A 16,311-nucleotide genomic window follows, 5' to 3' on the forward strand; every position below is an offset into this window, starting at 1 on the left:
GCACGCGAATAAATCTGCCCCTGTGAACAGCGGGACGAAGCCCTGTGGACAGCGCTCCGAACAAATTTTTCCGGTTTCGAATCCGCGAGGACTCGCCGATAGTTACGGCCATCACGATACCGGCACACGCCCTGGTTATCCCGTACTTTCCCCCATATTTAGTGTTTGGTTAGGGAACCCCCACTAGTCCTTGACGGGGGAAGCGGAGTCGTCCTAGCTTCCGGCCCGGTTCGGCGCACAGTCATGTTTCGGGTCTGGCCGGCCGCTTCCCTCGAGAGGGTTCGAAGACGACCACGCCGCCGTCCGTACGGCTGCGGGCGTGGGTCGCCGTCTGCCCTGTGTACCATCGCTGCGCCGCCGCGCTCCGGCGGGGAACCCACTAGATGTGGGGTCTCCCCTGCAGGGACGACGGAGCAGAGCGGCGGAAGTGACGCGTTGAGAACAGGCGGCGCAGGCAGCGGACGGGCTGCACGCGCCGCGCAGGAAGACGGGGCGAGACGCCGGACAACGGCGCAAGGCCTTCGGCTTCGAGGCTGAACAGATGCGGACCGGGCAACCGGTTGAACTGCGGCGGCAGACGAGTTTCCCGGCAGCGTCCGGGGACTTCCAGCCGCCGCCCTTGGATGCAATGATCCCGGCCGCCAACGACGCGGTCCGGCAAGAACTATTGGGGCTCGCGATGCGGATTGAACGGCGCAACACCACCGAAGGACAGTCGCCCTATCAGGGGATCGACTTCCGCCTGACCACGTCCGAGATCAAGAATCCGGATGGCTCCGTGGTGTTCCGGCTCGAGAATGTCGAAGTGCCCGAGTTCTGGTCGCAGGTCGCCTCCGACGTGCTGGCGCAGAAATATTTCCGCAAAGCCGGCGTCGCCGCCAAGCTGAAGAAGGTCGAGGAAGAGACCGTGCCGTCCTGGCTGTGGCGCGCGGTGCCCGACACCGACGCGCTGGCCGCTCTGCCCGAGAACGAGCGCTACGGCAGCGAGCGCTCCGCCAAGCAGGTGTTCGACCGCCTCGCCGGCTGCTGGACCTATTGGGGCTGGAAGGGCAACTACTTCTCCTCGGAGGAGGATGCGGTGGCGTTCTACGACGAGCTGCGCTTCATGCTCGCCAAGCAGATGGTCGCACCGAACTCGCCGCAATGGTTCAACACCGGTCTGCACTGGGCCTATGGCATCGACGGCCCCGGCCAGGGCCATTATTACGTCGACTACAAGACCGGCAAGCTGACCAAGTCGAAATCGTCCTACGAGCATCCGCAGCCGCACGCCTGCTTCATCCAGGGCGTCGAGGACGACCTCGTCAATGACGGCGGCATCATGGACCTGTGGGTGCGCGAGGCGCGCCTGTTCAAATACGGCTCCGGCACCGGCTCCAACTTCTCGCGGCTGCGCGGCGAAGGGGAGCGGCTGTCGGGCGGCGGCCGCTCGTCCGGCCTGATGAGCTTCCTCAAGATCGGCGACCGCGCCGCCGGCGCCATCAAGTCGGGCGGCACCACCCGCCGCGCCGCCAAGATGGTGGTGGTCGACGCCGACCATCCGGACATCGAGGCCTATATCGACTGGAAGGTGAAGGAGGAGCAGAAGGTCGCCGCCCTGGTCACCGGCTCCAAGATCAACCAGAAGCACCTGAAGGCCGTGATGAAGGCCTGCGTCAATTGCGAGGGCTCCGGCGACGACTGCTTCGACCCCGAGAAGAACCCGGCGCTGCGCCGCGAGATCAAGCTCGCGCGCCGCGCGCTGGTGCCCGACAACTACATCAAGCGGGTGATCCAGTTCGCCAAGCAGGGCTACAAGGACATCGACTTCCCGATCTACGACACGGACTGGGATTCCGAGGCGTATCTGACCGTGTCCGGCCAGAACTCCAACAACTCGGTGTCGCTGAAGGACGACTTCCTCCGCGCGGTCGAGACCGACGGTGACTGGAGCCTGATCGGCCGCACCAACAAGAAGGTCGTCAAGACGCTGAAGGCGCGCGACCTCTGGGAAAAGATTGGCCACGCCGCCTGGGCCTCGGCCGATCCCGGCCTGCACTTCAACACCACGATGAACGACTGGCACACCTGCAAGGCGTCCGGCGACATCCGCGCGTCCAATCCGTGCTCGGAATACATGTTCCTGGATGACACGGCGTGCAACCTGGCTTCCGCCAACCTGCTGACGTTCTACAACACCCAGACCAAGCACTTCGACGTCGGCGCCTACGAGCATCTCTGCCGGCTCTGGACGGTCGTGCTCGAGATCTCCGTGCTGATGGCGCAGTTCCCGTCGAAGGCGATCGCCGAACTGTCCTACGAGTTCCGCACGCTCGGCCTCGGCTATGCCAATATCGGCGGCCTCTTGATGACCATGGGCCTGTCCTACGACTCGAAGGAAGGCCGCGCGCTGTGCGGCGCGCTCAGCGCGATCATGACCGGCATCGCCTACAAGACCTCGGCGGAGATGGCCGGCGAGCTCGGCTCCTTCCCCGGCTACAAGAAGAACGCCGCGCACATGCTGCGCGTCATCCGCAACCATCGCCGCGCCGCACGCGGCGAAGCGACCGGCTATGAGGCGCTCTCGGTCGCCCCGGTGCCGCTCGACCACGCCCACTGCCCGCAGGTCTCGCTCGTCAGCCACGCCATCCAGGCCTGGGACGACGCGCTCGCGCTCGGCGAGACCAACGGCTATCGCAACGCCCAGGTCACCGTGGTCGCCCCCACCGGCACCATCGGCCTGGTCATGGATTGCGACACCACCGGCATCGAGCCGGATTTCGCGCTGGTGAAGTTCAAGAAGCTGGCCGGCGGCGGCTACTTCAAGATCATCAACCGCGCTGTCCCTGAGGCACTGCGCGCGCTCGGCTATCGCGAGAGCGAGATCGCCGAGATCGAGGCCTATGCCGTCGGTCACGGCTCGCTGTCCAACGCGCCGGGCATCAACGCCTCGACCCTGAAAGCGAAGGGCTTCACCGACGAGGCCATCGCCAAGGTCGAGAAGGCCTTGCCGACCGCGTTCGACATCAAGTTCGTGTTCAACAAGTGGACCCTGGGCGAGGACTTCATCACGAAGCAGCTCGGCGTCTCGGCCGAGGCGCTGGTCCAGCCGGCCTTCGAGCTGCTCGCCGCGATCGGCTTCACCAAGCGCGAGATCGAGGCTGCCAACGTCCACATCTGCGGCGCGATGACGGTCGAGGGTGCCCCGCATCTGAAGGCGGAGCACTATTCGGTGTTCGATTGCGCCAATCCCTGCGGCAAGATCGGCAAGCGCTATCTCTCGGTCGAGAGCCACATCCGCATGATGGCGGCGGCGCAGCCGTTCATCTCGGGCGCGATCTCGAAGACCATCAACATGCCGAACGACGCCACGGTCGAGGACTGCAAGGCGGCGTATCTCTTGTCCTGGAAGCTCGCGCTGAAGGCCAACGCGCTGTACCGCGACGGCTCGAAGCTGTCGCAGCCGCTCAACTCGCAGCTCATCTCCGACGACGAGGACGAGGACGATGCGGTCGAGTCCTTCTACGAGAAGCCGATGGCGGCGCGCGCCACCCAGGTCTCGGAGAAGATCGTCGAGAAGCTGGTCGAGCGCATCGTGGTGATGCGCGAGCGCGAGAAGATGCCGGATCGCCGCAAGGGCTACACCCAGAAGGCGGTCGTCGGCGGCCACAAGGTGTACTTGCGCACCGGCGAGTATGATGACGGCCGCCTCGGCGAGATCTTCATCGACATGCACAAGGAGGGCGCGGCGCTGCGCTCCTTCATCAACAACTTCGCCATCGCGGTGTCGCTGGGTCTCCAGTACGGCGTGCCGCTGGAGGAGTATGTCGACGCCTTCACCTTCACCCGCTTCGAGCCGGCCGGCCCTGTGCAGGGCAACGACTCGATCAAATACGCGACGTCGATCCTCGACTACGTGTTCCGCGAGCTCGCCGTCAGCTACATGTCGCGCTTCGACCTCGCCCATGTCGACCCCTCGGAGAGCAATTTCGATGCGCTCGGCCGCGGCGTCGACGAAGGCAAGATGGCGGAGGACGGCCCCGGCCAGCAGGCGGCGAAATACGTCTCGCGTGGCCTGACCCGCTCGCGCACCGACAACCTCGTCGTCATGCGCGGCGGCACGTCGTCGAGCACGGCGGCGGTCTCCGCCCCGCATGACGCCGGCCCCTCGGGCCGCGTCACCGCCCTCTCCGGCTCCCGCGCCGGCGACGCCATCGACGGCGCCGTCGCCCTGAAGCAGGAAGCGCAGCACGACCTCTCGCCCACCGAGAAGCTCGAGGCCCTGCAATGGAGCAAGGCCGGCACCGCCAACGCGCAAGTCGCCTCCAAGGCCGAACGCCGCGCCGAAGCCAAGGCCAAGGGCTACGAAGGCGAGATGTGCTCGGAGTGCGGGAATTTCACGCTGGTGCGGAACGGCACCTGCATGAAGTGCGATACGTGCGGCAGCACGACGGGGTGTTCGTAGGAACGGCAGGGATTGTCTTATTCTTGTGCCCGAGCCGTCAGCGGCTCGGGCACCTACCGTCGTAGCAGACATTTTCGCCAGAGTGCGTCGTTGCCAGCCGCCCATCTTTACATCTTTAGCGATGGTAGCCCTGAAGACTGGCTCGTCGACGGGCTTGATGAGCGTTGGCACACGATCGCCAATCTAGTTGTTCAATCGGATCCCGCTCGTATCGAAGACATCAAACGTGGCACGTCTCACGAAGAACTCTTGCCACAAGACCCCTTCTACAACACGATCATTGAATCGATTTCGTCAGGCTTGCCGTCTCACACGCTAAGAAAGTGGAACACAGGCCCCCAATACAAGGCGCGGTTCTGCCGCGCATTTGCGGGTGTTTTAACTAAATCAACGCCTATGATCTCAGCCTGCTCATTTCAGGAACGCACTCTTAGATCCTCCAAGCAAGCGCTGATGGCATCTTACAATCGCCACCTCGGAGGCATAGAAGGTCGCGGCATCGGATTCGAAGAGTCCTTTGACGATAGAGGCCGAAGACGCCTCAAACATTCCTTCGTGCACTGGCGCACTGGTTATCACGAGATTGAAGGGCTTGAAAATCAGATACTCGTTCTCTTATTCATGGCTTGGTTCATTGCCGATCAATACCGCTTTTACTACCACCAACTAGTCACGTGCGGAACATGCGGTTTTGACGAGTTACGTTTAACTGTCGTGTCCGATAAGCTTAGCGGAGATGATGATCTTCGCCACAAAAGCGAGGCGAATTTACGAAACCTCATTGATCCTGAAAATAACGCCGTACAAGTCACTATTACCCGATCGAAAGTCAGCGACGATTTCTCTGGTGATCTGTTAGCAGACAACTTGGCGGGCTGGTTGAACAACGCAATGATCGACCCTGGTGGACCCTACGCAGAGCAAGTTAAAAGCTTAGCCCCGAGCGGCGTCTGGACAGGCTGGCATCAACTGCAACCCTCAAATGATCTACTGACCGCCCGTCCAGCTACCGATGTTCTGAAGTAGCAAGGGCGGCAGGCGGACTAGCGAGCAAGCGTAGAGCGGATTAGCGTAGCGCAATCCGCCACTTGACGTGATCTACAGGAACGCGCCAAAGATGGCCCGCCCTGCACAGAAATGAAGGGTGATACCTATCAATCATCGGATGATTGCTTTACAATTGATTTTGCGTCGCTCTACTATCATGTGGCTGTTCGGCATAGCGTTGCCTCCATCAAGTAGAGCGATCGGACGGGAATGGTGGCTGACACCGAGACAGCCAAATTCGCTGGTAAGCAACGTGTGCTGCTCGACAGCAACGTATGGCGATATGTTATCGATAGCAAATGTCAAGGAGCCCTTCTTCGAGTGGCCCGCACCGGCGGGTACGCAATTCAAATTGCACCAGCAGTTCTGTATGAGGCCTTTAGAATAGGTGACAGTGCTTTACGATCTGCCCTGATAAAGCTGATGACCGACTTGCGCTTCCGGCGCCTTATGCCCGAGGCATATTCTGAAAGTGTCGAGATATTGCACGAAGTTGAGCGCCTCAGACCAGATTGGCTTCGTACCAGTCCACAGCTGACGCTTATCCGCCGCCTCGAGAAAGATTGGACGCGAAAAACCGGAGGATTTTGGGTAAGGTGCGCACGGTCTCCGCAGAGCGAAGCACAATTTATTCAGCGGCTCGAAGGACCGATGATGGACAACGCGCGGGGCCAAGCTCAGTTTGCTCGCAAGGAAATGATTGAAGCTGGGTGGAAAACAAATCCGCCAATGGACAAAACCTTGGTGAGGTTCAGCCACCCAGTTCCCGGTTGGCGGGGCGACGACATTGAGGCTTGGCGAGTTGATGCATTGGCCGCCCTGAGTTATAGTCTTGGCATACGCGGCGATCCCTATCGTGACTGGCTCGGCCCATTCATCGAGTTGGACCGCGGGTTACTCAGAAGCACGGATTGGGTGGAATTCTGGCTTTATTCCGTCGAAAGCCGTAACGTGCCAAGGCAGTGGATGCGATGGGCACATTCGTTTGCCCAGCGCTTCCGCAAAGTAACGCCAGGCTCGCCAGCAGACTCGCAACTATTCACTTATTTCCTTGATACGGACCTCGTCATCTCAGCGGATCGCGCCCTCATAGAGATCCTGGATGAGTGTCGGCCATTTGCCCCTTGTCCTTTGCCCGCGGCGAGAGCAATTGCTGGAGGCGCGGCAGGAGTAACTGAACTGTTGCGTATCCTTAACAATAGCGACCGGCCTGCCGGATCTGTGTCGAAAAGCGCAGGGCAGATTGACGGAGCATAGTGCGCCGTTCGACGGTCCGCGCGTCATTGGTTAACGCGCCCTATTTGGCCCACGACCGGCTGGCGAAAACATAGTGGGTTGCTTGCCATGATCACGCCTACGCCGTTCGGGGAATCCAGATTGCCGATGCAATCGCAAGAATTGCTCGCCCGAGCACGACAATATCGCGGCGCGGCACTCCCGATGGTCGACATCATCAATGGACGCCCGAACTGGCCGAAGTACACTCTATTGTTCCATGCCATCGAGTTAGCCCTTAAGGCGGCCATAATATTCTACGGAGAACTTGGCAAGGAAAAGCCCTCGGGGTCGGAGCCGGGCAATCACGATCTGAACGCGCTGTATGCCTATGCGGTGGCCTATGGATTAAAGCCCCGTCAGCAAATCCTCGACGAACTTCCCCATATTTCGGAGCTTCATATCGTCCATTACGCTCGCTACCCTCAGGTACCCGTCCGACCGGTCGCGCTTATTTCCCAGTACGACGACTTAGCTGATCTGATCATGTCTGACGTCACAGACTTACTGCCACACGGATAGCCCCACGCCACCATCTCGGCGTAGTGGCGTAAGCGATAGCGACATCCGGGTTCATCACTGTGGCGCGGGAGACCCCGGATATCGCTGCCCTCATCCGGGCTGCGCCCTCGACCGAAGGCCGTTTGTTCCACTATGCGACTCCGCCCATCCCGGGGCGCCTTGGTTGACTTGCATCAACAGCATCGAGGTGGATCCGCATCAGACTGTCGCCGTCAGAGAAGCGGAGGCAGCACGAGGCAGCACTATGGCCGATACGCAAGCGTCTCTCGTCCCATCCCACGACACACCCGATCCGCACCGTCAAATCGATTCAGCCGCTTGGGCCGTCTTCTTCATATGGCTCGGCGTCGTCATGCTCGCCGGGCTTCCCTGGGGCTGGTTCCTGGTGGGCGTCGGCGTCCTCATCCTGGGCGCACAGATGGTGCGGACGCAACGGAGCCTCAAGGTCGACCGGTTCGGCGTGGTCATCGGGGTCATCATTCTTGCGGCCGGCCTGTGGGATCTTCTTGCCTTGCCGTTGCCGCTCATGCCGATGATCCTGATCGTGCTGGGCGGATATCTGCTCTGGAAGACGCTTTCGACGACGGAAGCCTCCTAGAACGGCGCACAAGACATCAGCAGGCTCGAATGAGCGGGACAGCTCCGTAGGCAAAGCCGCGTCGTAACGTGACCACCGCATCTTGCTGCGGTGGCAAGGATGAGCACGCGCGATCGTGACGTTGACGTGATTGACCCCGCCCAGCATTCTCCAACCCATGACATTCCCTGACATCAACGAGCCGCCGTCCGACTCCGGCTACCGCTGTCCATGCTGCCGCTTCCTTACGTTACGCGAACGCGGCGGCTTTGAGATGTGCCCCGTGTGCTACTGGGAGGATGATGGGCAGGACGAGCATGATGCACGGCGGAATTTCAAGGACTGCGGCGCCTCTGATCCGGCGTACCGAGCGCATGTTCGGCCGCCGAGGGACGAGGAGCGTTAATTCAGCTGAGGGTGACGGTGGGCGCACGCGCCTGATGGCGGCGCTTTGCCCACCCTACGACTGGGAGCGGCTGGGACGTCTCTCTCCTCCGTCATTCCGGGGCGCGCGAAAGCGCGAGCCCGGAATCCATAACCACGAGCGGCTACGAGTTGAGAGATGAGGCCACGACGAGCGCGTCGGCCAACAACAGCCTGTGGGTATGGATTCCGGGCTCGCGCTTCGCGCGCCCCGGAATGACGTGGGGAGAGAGCTGGCGTCATCACACCAACTCAGCCCGCGGCCCTACTTGAAGCACACCGACTTGTCGCCCGGCGCGAACGAGTTCCCCGGCATCGGCCGCAGCGGCGTCAGCTTGGAATTGGCGGCCAGCAGACGCTTCGAATAGGCGCCGAGCGCCGCATTCATCGTGTTCAGCCGATCCTGCGCCTCGGTGCGTTGCAGGGGCGCGGTGATGACGCCGGAGTTGTAGACCTCGGCACGCGACCATTGCACGCCCTGCACGATGCGGCCGACGAGACGCGATTTCAAATCGGCGGCGCTGTCGCCGGCGGCGCTCTTAGCCCCGACGACATCAGGCGGCAGCAGGCTGGGGTTGACGATCCAGCCGCGCGGCTTGGCGACATTGTTGCCGAACAGGATCAGCTCGTCCACCGTGTTGTTCAGCGCCACATAGTCGCGCAGCGGCAGGCTGGCGTCACCGGTGCCGGTCTCCTGCACGTGGCTCGCCAGATGCGGCCCCGTCGCGCAATAGGTGCCGAAGCTGAGCTTGATGCTGCCCGAGCTCATGACCATGTAGCTGCCGACATCCGAGCCGCCCGGGGGCGACGGTGCGTCGTCGCCGCAGAAGGTGCCGTGCGAGGAGGCATCCTGCAGGGAGTGCAGATAGAGCCCGATCCTGGCGATCTGCACCGGCACCGGCGGCTTTTTGGGGTCGTCGAACAGCACGCCGGTGGTCCGGCTCTTGTCGTCCAGCCAGGACTTCAGCTGGGTATAGTCGACGTTGCCATTGCTGTTGTCGAGCACCTTCGGCCCCGAGGTGATGTTGATGGCCGGTCCGATGGCGTAGTTCTCCAAGAGCGGCACGTTGCCGCTGATCGGGACGTTCGCCAGGCATTGCGGGCCGCTGAAGTTCGACGAGCCGTTCGGCGTGGTGTATCCGGCGGTGCACAGCAGGCCCGGGCCGTCGTCGGGCTTCATCGCCCATTGCCGGAGGTCGTACAGCGTGCCCTGATAGACGCTGTCGATGGTGATGGGATAGCCGGGCGGCGGATAGTGGAACGGATACACCGCCTGCACGCCGCTGGCGCCGTGCACGTCGGTGCCCTGCCCGTTCGGCGAGAAGTTCAGCAGATAGTGATACAGCGGCCCGTCGGTGGTGTTGTTGGTGCGCTGGAAGCCGTTGAACTTGGCGGTGATGTAGCTGGCGCCGGAATTGGTCGAGGTCGCCTGCCCGCCGCACTGGTCGATCGGCGCATATTGCGCGTAGTCGGAATTCTCGTTGTAGGCGGCGATCCAATAGGCGACGTCGGCGCGGTAGCCGAGCGCCTGGGCGATGAAATAGGTCGAGTCCGCATGGATCATGCTGCGGCCGGGCGGAATGACGGCGAACTGCACCGCCTCGAGCAGGCAGCCGCGGTTCAGCGCCTCCGCCGGATCCTTGCAGGCGCTCGCCGGCGCGAGACAATTCTTCAGCCCGTCCTTCACGCGCGGGATGCAGATGTCCTCCAGGAACGCGTGCGCGGGGCGCGGCGCGGTCAGGCCCCAGCCGAGGGCTACCGATGCGGCGACGACAGACATGGTCGACAATGCAAAACCGATGCGCATGAGAAACTCCTTTGGTGATTTGAAATTCAGCCGGCCAGGACTGCGCCATGGCAAAACGCCATGCGCCCGACCGGTGGGTTGAAACGCAGCTCGTCCGCGATGCGCGCATCACGGATTCGGCAAGCCCGATTTGATCCTATATCGGACGATTCATCAACCTATAGTTGCCAAAAATCACCGTTGCCGCGTAGCCCGGATGAGCGAAGCGACATCCGGGTTCATCGCTGGCGCTGCGGCAGACCCCGGATATCGCTTCGCTCATCCGGGCTACGGTCACCGCCACTTCGGATCGTTGATATGGTTGATGTCGTGATCGTCGGCGGTCCACTCGCGGATATGGACCGAGCCGTCGCGCGCGACTTCGATGAGCTTGTTCACGAGATCGGCGTTGCGGACGGAATAGAGATCGAGCGCCTTCTGAAACAGACTCATCTGCTCATCCCGCGTGCCCTTCGGGATCAGGATCACCAGCCCGGCATGTACGTCGAGCTTGGCATATTCCTTCAGGAAATCTCTGCGATTGTCGGTGACGATGATGTAGTCGTTCGCGCTTGCGAACCGCACCAGATTCCAGTCCTGCCAGCCGCTCTTGCCCAGATGGGTGACGTAGTCCGCCTGATAGCCGCGCGCCTTTGCCACTCCCACCAAGGCGCCGCTCAGGCACTCGTCGATCAGGAATCGTTCGCTCAACGGGTGGCTGCCGCGTTCTCCGCCGATCGCCAATCGGCACCATAGGTGACCTCGGCCCAGCGGATCACCGCGTCGATGCCATCGATCGGCAGGCTCGGATAGTCGGCGAAGATCTCCTGCGCCGGATAGCCGGCGCGCAGGTAGGCCAGGATGGTTTCGGCGGGCACCCGTGTCCCGCGAACCACCGGATCGCCGCTCATGACCGTCGGATCACGAACGACCTCTGACCTGACGGCGACCTTGATGGTCATGGCTGCCTTCCTTTCCCGCGGCTGTCATCATAGCGCGATAGGCGCCGGGGGGCGAGACGGGAATTTGGCTTCGTCCAAACACCGGAACGGTGGGCACGCGCCGCCTTGCGGCGGCGCTTTGCCCACCCTACGGTTCACCGCTCGCGACTGCGACCGAAGTGACGTGATCGCTCAGCGCAGCCCGCCGGTCACGTGCAGCGTCTCGCCGGTCACGTAGGACGCATCGTCCGAGGCGAAGAATGCCACCGCGGCGGCGATCTCCTCGGCCTTGCCGACGCGCGCGAGCGGCGTGGCCGTTTCGATCCAGTTGCGCATGTCGCCCTCGTGCAGGCCGGCGGCGACGACGCCCTCGGTCACGATCATGCCGGGATTGATGGTGTTGACGCGGATCTTGCGCGGCGCCAGCTCCTTTGACAGCACCGAAGAGATGGCGTCGACGGCGGCCTTGGTCGCGGTGTAGACGGCGGTGTTCGGCGGCGTCAGGGTGGACACGCCGGAGGAGATGTTGACGATGCTGCCGCCGGCCGGATTGAAATGCCGCGTGGCCTCCTGCGACACCAGCAGCAGGCCGAGCACGTTGACGTCGAACTGGCTGTGGAAGTGCTCCGGCGTGATGCCGTCGAGCGGCGCGAAGGCGTAGACGCCGGCATTGTTGACGAGGATGTCGATCGGGCCGAGCGCCTTCACCGTCTCGGCGACGATGGTCTTGACGTCGCCGGCATTGGCGAGGTTGCCGCGCACGGCCACCGCCTTGCCGCCCTTGCCGGTGATCCCCGCCACGACGCGGTCGGCGCCCTCCCGGCTGGAGCTGTAGTTGACGGCGACAGCGGCGCCTTCCTCGGCCAGCCGGGCCGCGATCGCGGCGCCGATCCCCTTGGACGCGCCGGTCACCAGCGTCACCTTGCCCTCAAGTCGCTTGCTCATCTTGCTCTCCACATTGCGCCGCCTGCGGCGTTCGGTTCAATCGTTCAGAACTAGTGAACTATTGAACGCGCGCAAGGCCGTCGCTATATGTTTTTCATGGCGCAGCTGTTTCACCCGTCGCGCGAGGACATCACATTAGCGGGAGTGCTGGCCGCACTCGCCGATCCCTTGCGGCTGCGCATCGTCAGGAGCCTGATGGAACGGAAGGACTGCATGTCCTGCACCGAGGCCGCGCCCTGCCCCGGCATCGCCAAATCGACGCTGTCGAACCATTTCCGGGTGTTGCGCGAGGCCGGCCTGATCCACACCACCAAGCAGGGCGTCGAGCATCGCAACGTCGTGCGCGAGGCCGACCTCAATGCCCGGTTCCCGAAATTGTTAAAGACGATTCTGGGCTACGCGGAGTAGCCGAAACGTAGGGCGGGGCAAAGGCGCGCCAGCGTCGGTTTTGTCGGGCACCATTTTGCGCGCGCCGTGCCCACCGCCCGCACCCGCCAGCGTCGATGGTGGGCACGCGCCGCCTGACGGCGCCGCTTTGCCCACCCTACGGTTCACTGTCATGCGAGCGCAGCCGTTAGGTCAGATTGGATAGCGCCATTTCAGCGCGCGACGGGCGAAGAAGGCGGCCACCGCGACGATGGCCAAAGCGATCAAATCGGCCTTGAGCGCAGCGGACGGAAAGCGGACGAACATGGGCGTGAAGATCAGCGCGAACAGCGCCAGCAGAAGGCCGTTATAGGTGTAGTACAAGGGCGACTTGAAGATGCCGGTGGGCGCCAGCTCGGCGTGGGACATCGGTTGCGGCAGCAGGAACGCAATCAGCAAGCCGATAAGGTCTGCACCGTCCATGACGTCGACGTTCGTCCATTCTGTGCGTTCGCGCTGATGTGCTCCGCAGGGAGTAGCTGTCTCGCCTGGCCATCACAAGTTCCGCGTGGTCACGCGTCGATCACATCTTCATGTGTCGTCGGCATCCGATGATTGGTTCGACGCCACCGCGCAATGACAAGCTTTGGAGCAAATGCGCACGCCACCGTGCCTGCCGTCGATGGTGGGCACGCGCCGCCTGACGGCGCCGCTTTGCCCACCCTACACGTCACGGGCCGGTCGCGTAGGAGAGCAAGGGCGCATCACTGCGAGCGGAGGACGGAGACAGGAGTATCCCCGCCCCTACTTCTCCTCCTCCATCGTCACCGCGACGGCGCCGATGGCCGACAGCCGCACCTTGTCGCCTTCGACGCCGGCGACGAGGCCCTTGTCGATGAAGTGATGATGCCCCTTGTGGCTGCCCTCGCCGCTGTCCTTTTTGGTCAGCTTGATGCGGTTGCCGTCGACGCGGTCGACGGTGCCGACATGCGCGCCGTCGGCGCCGATGACTTCCATGTGTTCCCTGATGTCCTGCATGGCGCGGGTGCTCCGTGGCTGATGTGGAAGCAGCTTCAACCGGCGGATGGGAGATGTGTTCCGCGACGCGCCTCCGCGCAGACGCAGCCGCAGGGTGGGCAAAGGCCCGCCCGGCTCGATCTCGTCGCGCAACATCGTTCGCGCGCCGTGCCCACCGTCCGCACCCGCCGGCGCCGATGGTGGGCACGCGCCGCCAGCGGCGTCGCTTGGCCCCCCCCTCCGACAGCGTCATGCGCGGCGAAATCCTGCTGCGCCTCGCGGCTGATTTCGCCAACGCCATCAGGCTGATCGGTCGTGTCCAGACCTTCCGATAAAAATAAATTGCTTTCTATTTTTCTGAATTTATGATTGTCTACGCCCATCCCGGCCCGCCGAGAGGGGCGCATCGCGATCGTCACGAGACGTGGGCCGGAGATGCGGTGGCCGCGGACGTGCCGCAGCGGGCTTCAGGCCCGCCGACGAACGGCACGCTTGCGGACGTGAAGACGCGTGGTCCTGGCGCCCCGAAGCTGGCGCCAAGTGCGGCGGTGACGATGATCCCGCCGTGCGACGGTGGCTACAAGCCGGACACCGGGGAGATCGCGTTATAAGCGTGAAAACCATCGCGCGGGGAATGCCGGGATGCCTCGGCTGAACCTGTGGTGACTGCCGCCTGCTTATCTTCTGCAGGCGGGCCATGGGTGCGGCCAGCGCCCGGCATTCCCCGCGCCCTCTCCCTTCAGAGGGCCGACGACCGGCAAGGCTCGGGCGCCATCTGCGCCGCGGGCTCGCGCCCGCTTGGCCGATGCTAGGCCTTGCGCACGGTGCCGAGGAAGCCCTCCACCGCCACGCGGAAACGATCGGCATCGGTCGACATGCGGCGGACGGAGTCGACCATGGCCGCGCCCGCATTGCCGGTCTGGCGGTTGAGCGCTGCGACCGAGCCGATCGTGTCGGTCACGGCGCGGGTGCCCTGGGCGGCATGCTGGAAGTTGCGCGAGATCTCGGTGGTGGCGGCGCGCTGCTCTTCGACCGCCGCGGCGATCGCCGTCATCTTCTCGTCGATGCTGGAGATGTTGTGGCTGATGGCGCGGATCGCCTCGACCGACTCGCCGGTGGCGGCCTGGATCTCGGCGATCTGGCGGGTGATGTCGTCGGTCGCGGTCGCGGTCTGCGCCGCGAGGTTCTTGACCTCGCCGGCGACCACGGCGAAGCCGCGGCCGGCTTCGCCGGCGCGCGCCGCTTCGATGGTGGCGTTGAGCGCCAGCAGGTTGGTCTGCGCGGCGATCGCGGTGATCATCTTGACCACCTCGCCGATGCGGTTGGCGGCGCGGTCGAGCATCTCGACGGTGGCGTTGGTCTGCGCCGCCTTCTCCACCGCCTGGCGCGCATCGGCCGCGGAGGCCTGCACTTGCGCGGCGATCTCGGAGACCGATGCGGTCAGCTCCTCGGTGGCGGCGGCGATGGTCTCGAGATTGCTGGTCGCGGTCTCCGCGGCGCTGGCGACCGCGGCGGTCTGCTCGGTGGACTCGTCGACCAGCTTGCGGACGTCGCCGGCGCTGGAATCGAGCTGGCCGGTCGAGTTGCCCATGCTGACGATGACCGCCTGCACGGTGTCGTCGAAGCTCTTGCAGGCGCTGTCGATCGCCTGCGAGCGCTCCAGCCGGCGGCCCTGGTCGAGCTCGCGCTCGCGCGACAGCCGGTCGGCGGTGGCGGCGCTCTCGCGCAGGCCCTCGAGGGCGGCAGCCATGGCGCCGAACTCATCGGCATGAGCGAATTGCGGCACCGGGGTCTGGTAGTCGCGCTGGCCGATGCGCTGGATCGCCTGCATCAGCACGCCGACCGGGCGCATCAGGCGGACGCGCACCGCGCGCAGCGCCAGGCCGGCCACCGCGAGCGCGGCCAGGAAGGCGAGCGACTGGACGACCAGGCTGCTCAGCGCGGCGGTCCTGATCTCCTCGGCGCGCGCGATCGAGCCGTCGAGCGCGGTCATGCCGACGGCGATGATGCCGGCGAACGGGCCCTGGCAGAACGCGTTCCATTCCGGCGCCGGCATCGCCGGCTTGCCGCTGCCGTCAAACCCCTTGGTGAGCTGGTCCATGCGCTGATGGGCGGCCTCGACCTCGGTGCGCGAGGTCTTCACGGCCCCGGCGAGCGCGGTGCTGCCGCCCCCCGCCAAGAGGTCGTCAAGCCCGGACCAGCCGGCCGCGACGGTGCCGCGCCATTGCGCGACCGCGCCCTTCTGGGTGTCGTCGAGCGGCTTGGAGGCGTTGATGTTGGGACGCAGCGCCGAGCATTGCAGGCCGTAGCGGTCGCGGACCTGCCAGGCCAGCCGCCGCGCCTGCACCATCTTGGCGATCGCCGGATCGGTCATCCAGGCGCGGTTCGAGACGGCGAGCGAGGCGGCGTTGGCGACGTCCAGCGTCTTGGTCATTGCCTGGTACCAGGCCTGCGTACGCGCCAGCACGCGTTCGGCACGCGGCTTCGCGGCTTCATCGAACAGCAGCTTGAACTGCGGAACCGTGGCGTCCCAGCTCGATTTCAACCCGGCCAGGAGGTCGTCGCGCTCGGGCATGTCGACGCCGGCGAGCGCGGCGACGATGCCGTCATAGCCCTTGGCCTCGATGCCCTGATATTCGGTGAGCTTGGCGCGCGGATCGTCCTCGCTCAGCAGCACGCTCTGGATGTCGCCGCGGTGGGCGCGCATGACCAGCACGTTCTGGAAGATCGCCTTGTCGGCCGCGGTCAAATGCTCGGTCGCGACGCTCTCGCGATAGCGGCCCGCGGCGCCGCTCATCAGGATCGCCGTGGACACCAGGATGCCCGCCGCCAGCACCGACAACAGCACCATCAGCAGAGTACTGACCGATTTCTTCATCACGCGCCGCCCCACACCAGAAAGTGGCAGGATGACGCGATTGCACAAATTCTTCCTTAACCATGGACCGGCACACCGGCGCCCGAGGTA

The 16,311-nt window shown here is 64.0% G+C and carries 14 protein-coding genes; 7 read left to right on the plus strand and 7 right to left on the minus strand.

Annotated elements, in window-relative coordinates:
* Window positions 1–679: 679 nt before the first annotated feature.
* From QW845_RS03160 to QW845_RS34110, 6 genes are all read left to right on the plus strand, one after another.
* Complete coding sequence (locus QW845_RS03160; protein WP_315800188.1) at window positions 680–4,444, plus strand: vitamin B12-dependent ribonucleotide reductase; 3,765 nt, start codon at window positions 680–682, stop codon at window positions 4,442–4,444.
* Between the two features lie 90 nt (window positions 4,445–4,534).
* Window positions 4,535–5,470, plus strand: a complete 936-nt coding sequence (locus QW845_RS03165; protein ID WP_315800189.1) for a hypothetical protein — start codon at window positions 4,535–4,537, stop codon at window positions 5,468–5,470.
* A 231-nt stretch (window positions 5,471–5,701) separates the two neighbouring features.
* Window positions 5,702–6,748 carry a hypothetical protein gene (locus QW845_RS03170; protein ID WP_315800190.1) on the plus strand — a complete coding sequence of 349 codons (1,047 nt, stop codon included), beginning with the start codon at window positions 5,702–5,704 and terminating at the stop codon, window positions 6,746–6,748.
* A gap of 87 nt (window positions 6,749–6,835) precedes the next feature.
* On the plus strand, window positions 6,836–7,288 hold the full coding sequence (locus QW845_RS03175; RefSeq protein WP_315800191.1) for a hypothetical protein: 453 nt from the start codon (window positions 6,836–6,838) through the stop codon (window positions 7,286–7,288).
* A 244-nt stretch (window positions 7,289–7,532) separates the two neighbouring features.
* Entirely contained in the window at window positions 7,533–7,886 is a 354-nt protein-coding gene (locus QW845_RS03180) for a hypothetical protein (protein ID WP_315800192.1), read from the plus strand.
* 157 nt (window positions 7,887–8,043) lie between these two features.
* Window positions 8,044–8,271: a CPCC family cysteine-rich protein gene (locus QW845_RS34110; RefSeq protein ID WP_409997862.1), complete on the plus strand. Its 228-nt coding sequence runs from the start codon at window positions 8,044–8,046 to the stop codon at window positions 8,269–8,271.
* Window positions 8,272–8,553: 282 nt separating this feature from the next.
* Here QW845_RS34110 and QW845_RS03185 read toward each other — a convergent pair whose 3' ends face one another.
* The 4 genes from QW845_RS03185 to QW845_RS03200 all read right to left on the minus strand — a co-directional run bounded on the left by QW845_RS03185 (window position 8,554) and on the right by QW845_RS03200 (window position 11,960).
* A complete protein-coding gene (locus QW845_RS03185; protein WP_315800193.1) occupies window positions 8,554–10,095 on the minus strand; it encodes a hypothetical protein in 1,542 nt (513 codons plus the stop codon).
* Between the two features lie 273 nt (window positions 10,096–10,368).
* Window positions 10,369–10,785, minus strand: coding sequence for a DUF5615 family PIN-like protein (locus QW845_RS03190; protein ID WP_315800194.1), 417 nt, complete (start codon window positions 10,783–10,785; stop codon window positions 10,369–10,371).
* A complete protein-coding gene (locus QW845_RS03195) occupies window positions 10,782–11,036 on the minus strand; it encodes a DUF433 domain-containing protein (protein WP_315800195.1) in 255 nt (84 codons plus the stop codon). Before QW845_RS03195 ends, QW845_RS03190 begins: the two co-directional genes overlap by 4 nt.
* Window positions 11,037–11,207: 171 nt before the next feature.
* Window positions 11,208–11,960 (minus strand): glucose 1-dehydrogenase, encoded by a 753-nt coding sequence (locus QW845_RS03200; RefSeq protein WP_315800196.1) that lies wholly within the window; start codon window positions 11,958–11,960, stop codon window positions 11,208–11,210.
* A 96-nt stretch (window positions 11,961–12,056) separates the two neighbouring features.
* Here QW845_RS03200 and QW845_RS03205 point away from each other — a divergent pair, with 96 nt between their 5' ends.
* Window positions 12,057–12,368, plus strand: coding sequence for a helix-turn-helix domain-containing protein (locus QW845_RS03205; protein WP_315800197.1), 312 nt, complete (start codon window positions 12,057–12,059; stop codon window positions 12,366–12,368).
* A 171-nt stretch (window positions 12,369–12,539) separates the two neighbouring features.
* On the opposite strand, the gene QW845_RS03210 is transcribed toward QW845_RS03205, so the two are convergent.
* The 3 genes from QW845_RS03210 to QW845_RS03220 form a co-directional block, all read right to left on the minus strand.
* Complete coding sequence (locus QW845_RS03210) at window positions 12,540–12,809, minus strand: hypothetical protein (protein ID WP_315800198.1); 270 nt, start codon at window positions 12,807–12,809, stop codon at window positions 12,540–12,542.
* Between the two features lie 321 nt (window positions 12,810–13,130).
* The gene (locus QW845_RS03215) at window positions 13,131–13,364 is read right to left on the minus strand and encodes a DUF2171 domain-containing protein (protein ID WP_315800199.1); all 234 of its coding nucleotides are present in this window, start codon (window positions 13,362–13,364) and stop codon (window positions 13,131–13,133) included.
* Window positions 13,365–14,151: 787 nt separating this feature from the next.
* Window positions 14,152–16,221, minus strand: coding sequence for a HAMP domain-containing methyl-accepting chemotaxis protein (locus tag QW845_RS03220; RefSeq protein ID WP_315800200.1), 2,070 nt, complete (start codon window positions 16,219–16,221; stop codon window positions 14,152–14,154).
* Window positions 16,222–16,311: the final 90 nt, after the last annotated feature.

Origin of the sequence: Bradyrhizobium sp. SZCCHNS3002, from assembly GCF_032377435.1 — a bacterium.
Lineage (GTDB): Bacteria > Pseudomonadota > Alphaproteobacteria > Rhizobiales > Xanthobacteraceae > Bradyrhizobium.

Bases quoted from the DNA above. Each gene is read 5' to 3' on its own strand.
- QW845_RS03200 (WP_315800196.1), bottom strand. From the start codon at position 11,960: ATGAGCAAGCGACTTGAGGGCAAGGTGACGCTGGTGACCGGCGCGTCC.
- QW845_RS34110 (WP_409997862.1), top strand. From the start codon at position 8,044: ATGACATTCCCTGACATCAACGAGCCGCCGTCCGACTCCGGCTACCGC.
- QW845_RS03195 (WP_315800195.1), bottom strand. From the start codon at position 11,036: ATGACCATCAAGGTCGCCGTCAGGTCAGAGGTCGTTCGTGATCCGACG.
- QW845_RS03210 (WP_315800198.1), bottom strand. From the start codon at position 12,809: ATGGACGGTGCAGACCTTATCGGCTTGCTGATTGCGTTCCTGCTGCCG.
- QW845_RS03170 (WP_315800190.1), top strand. From the start codon at position 5,702: ATGGTGGCTGACACCGAGACAGCCAAATTCGCTGGTAAGCAACGTGTG.
- QW845_RS03175 (WP_315800191.1), top strand. From the start codon at position 6,836: ATGATCACGCCTACGCCGTTCGGGGAATCCAGATTGCCGATGCAATCG.
- QW845_RS03205 (WP_315800197.1), top strand. From the start codon at position 12,057: ATGGCGCAGCTGTTTCACCCGTCGCGCGAGGACATCACATTAGCGGGA.
- QW845_RS03220 (WP_315800200.1), bottom strand. From the start codon at position 16,221: ATGAAGAAATCGGTCAGTACTCTGCTGATGGTGCTGTTGTCGGTGCTG.
- QW845_RS03180 (WP_315800192.1), top strand. From the start codon at position 7,533: ATGGCCGATACGCAAGCGTCTCTCGTCCCATCCCACGACACACCCGAT.
- QW845_RS03160 (WP_315800188.1), top strand. From the start codon at position 680: ATGCGGATTGAACGGCGCAACACCACCGAAGGACAGTCGCCCTATCAG.
- QW845_RS03185 (WP_315800193.1), bottom strand. From the start codon at position 10,095: ATGCGCATCGGTTTTGCATTGTCGACCATGTCTGTCGTCGCCGCATCG.
- QW845_RS03215 (WP_315800199.1), bottom strand. From the start codon at position 13,364: ATGCAGGACATCAGGGAACACATGGAAGTCATCGGCGCCGACGGCGCG.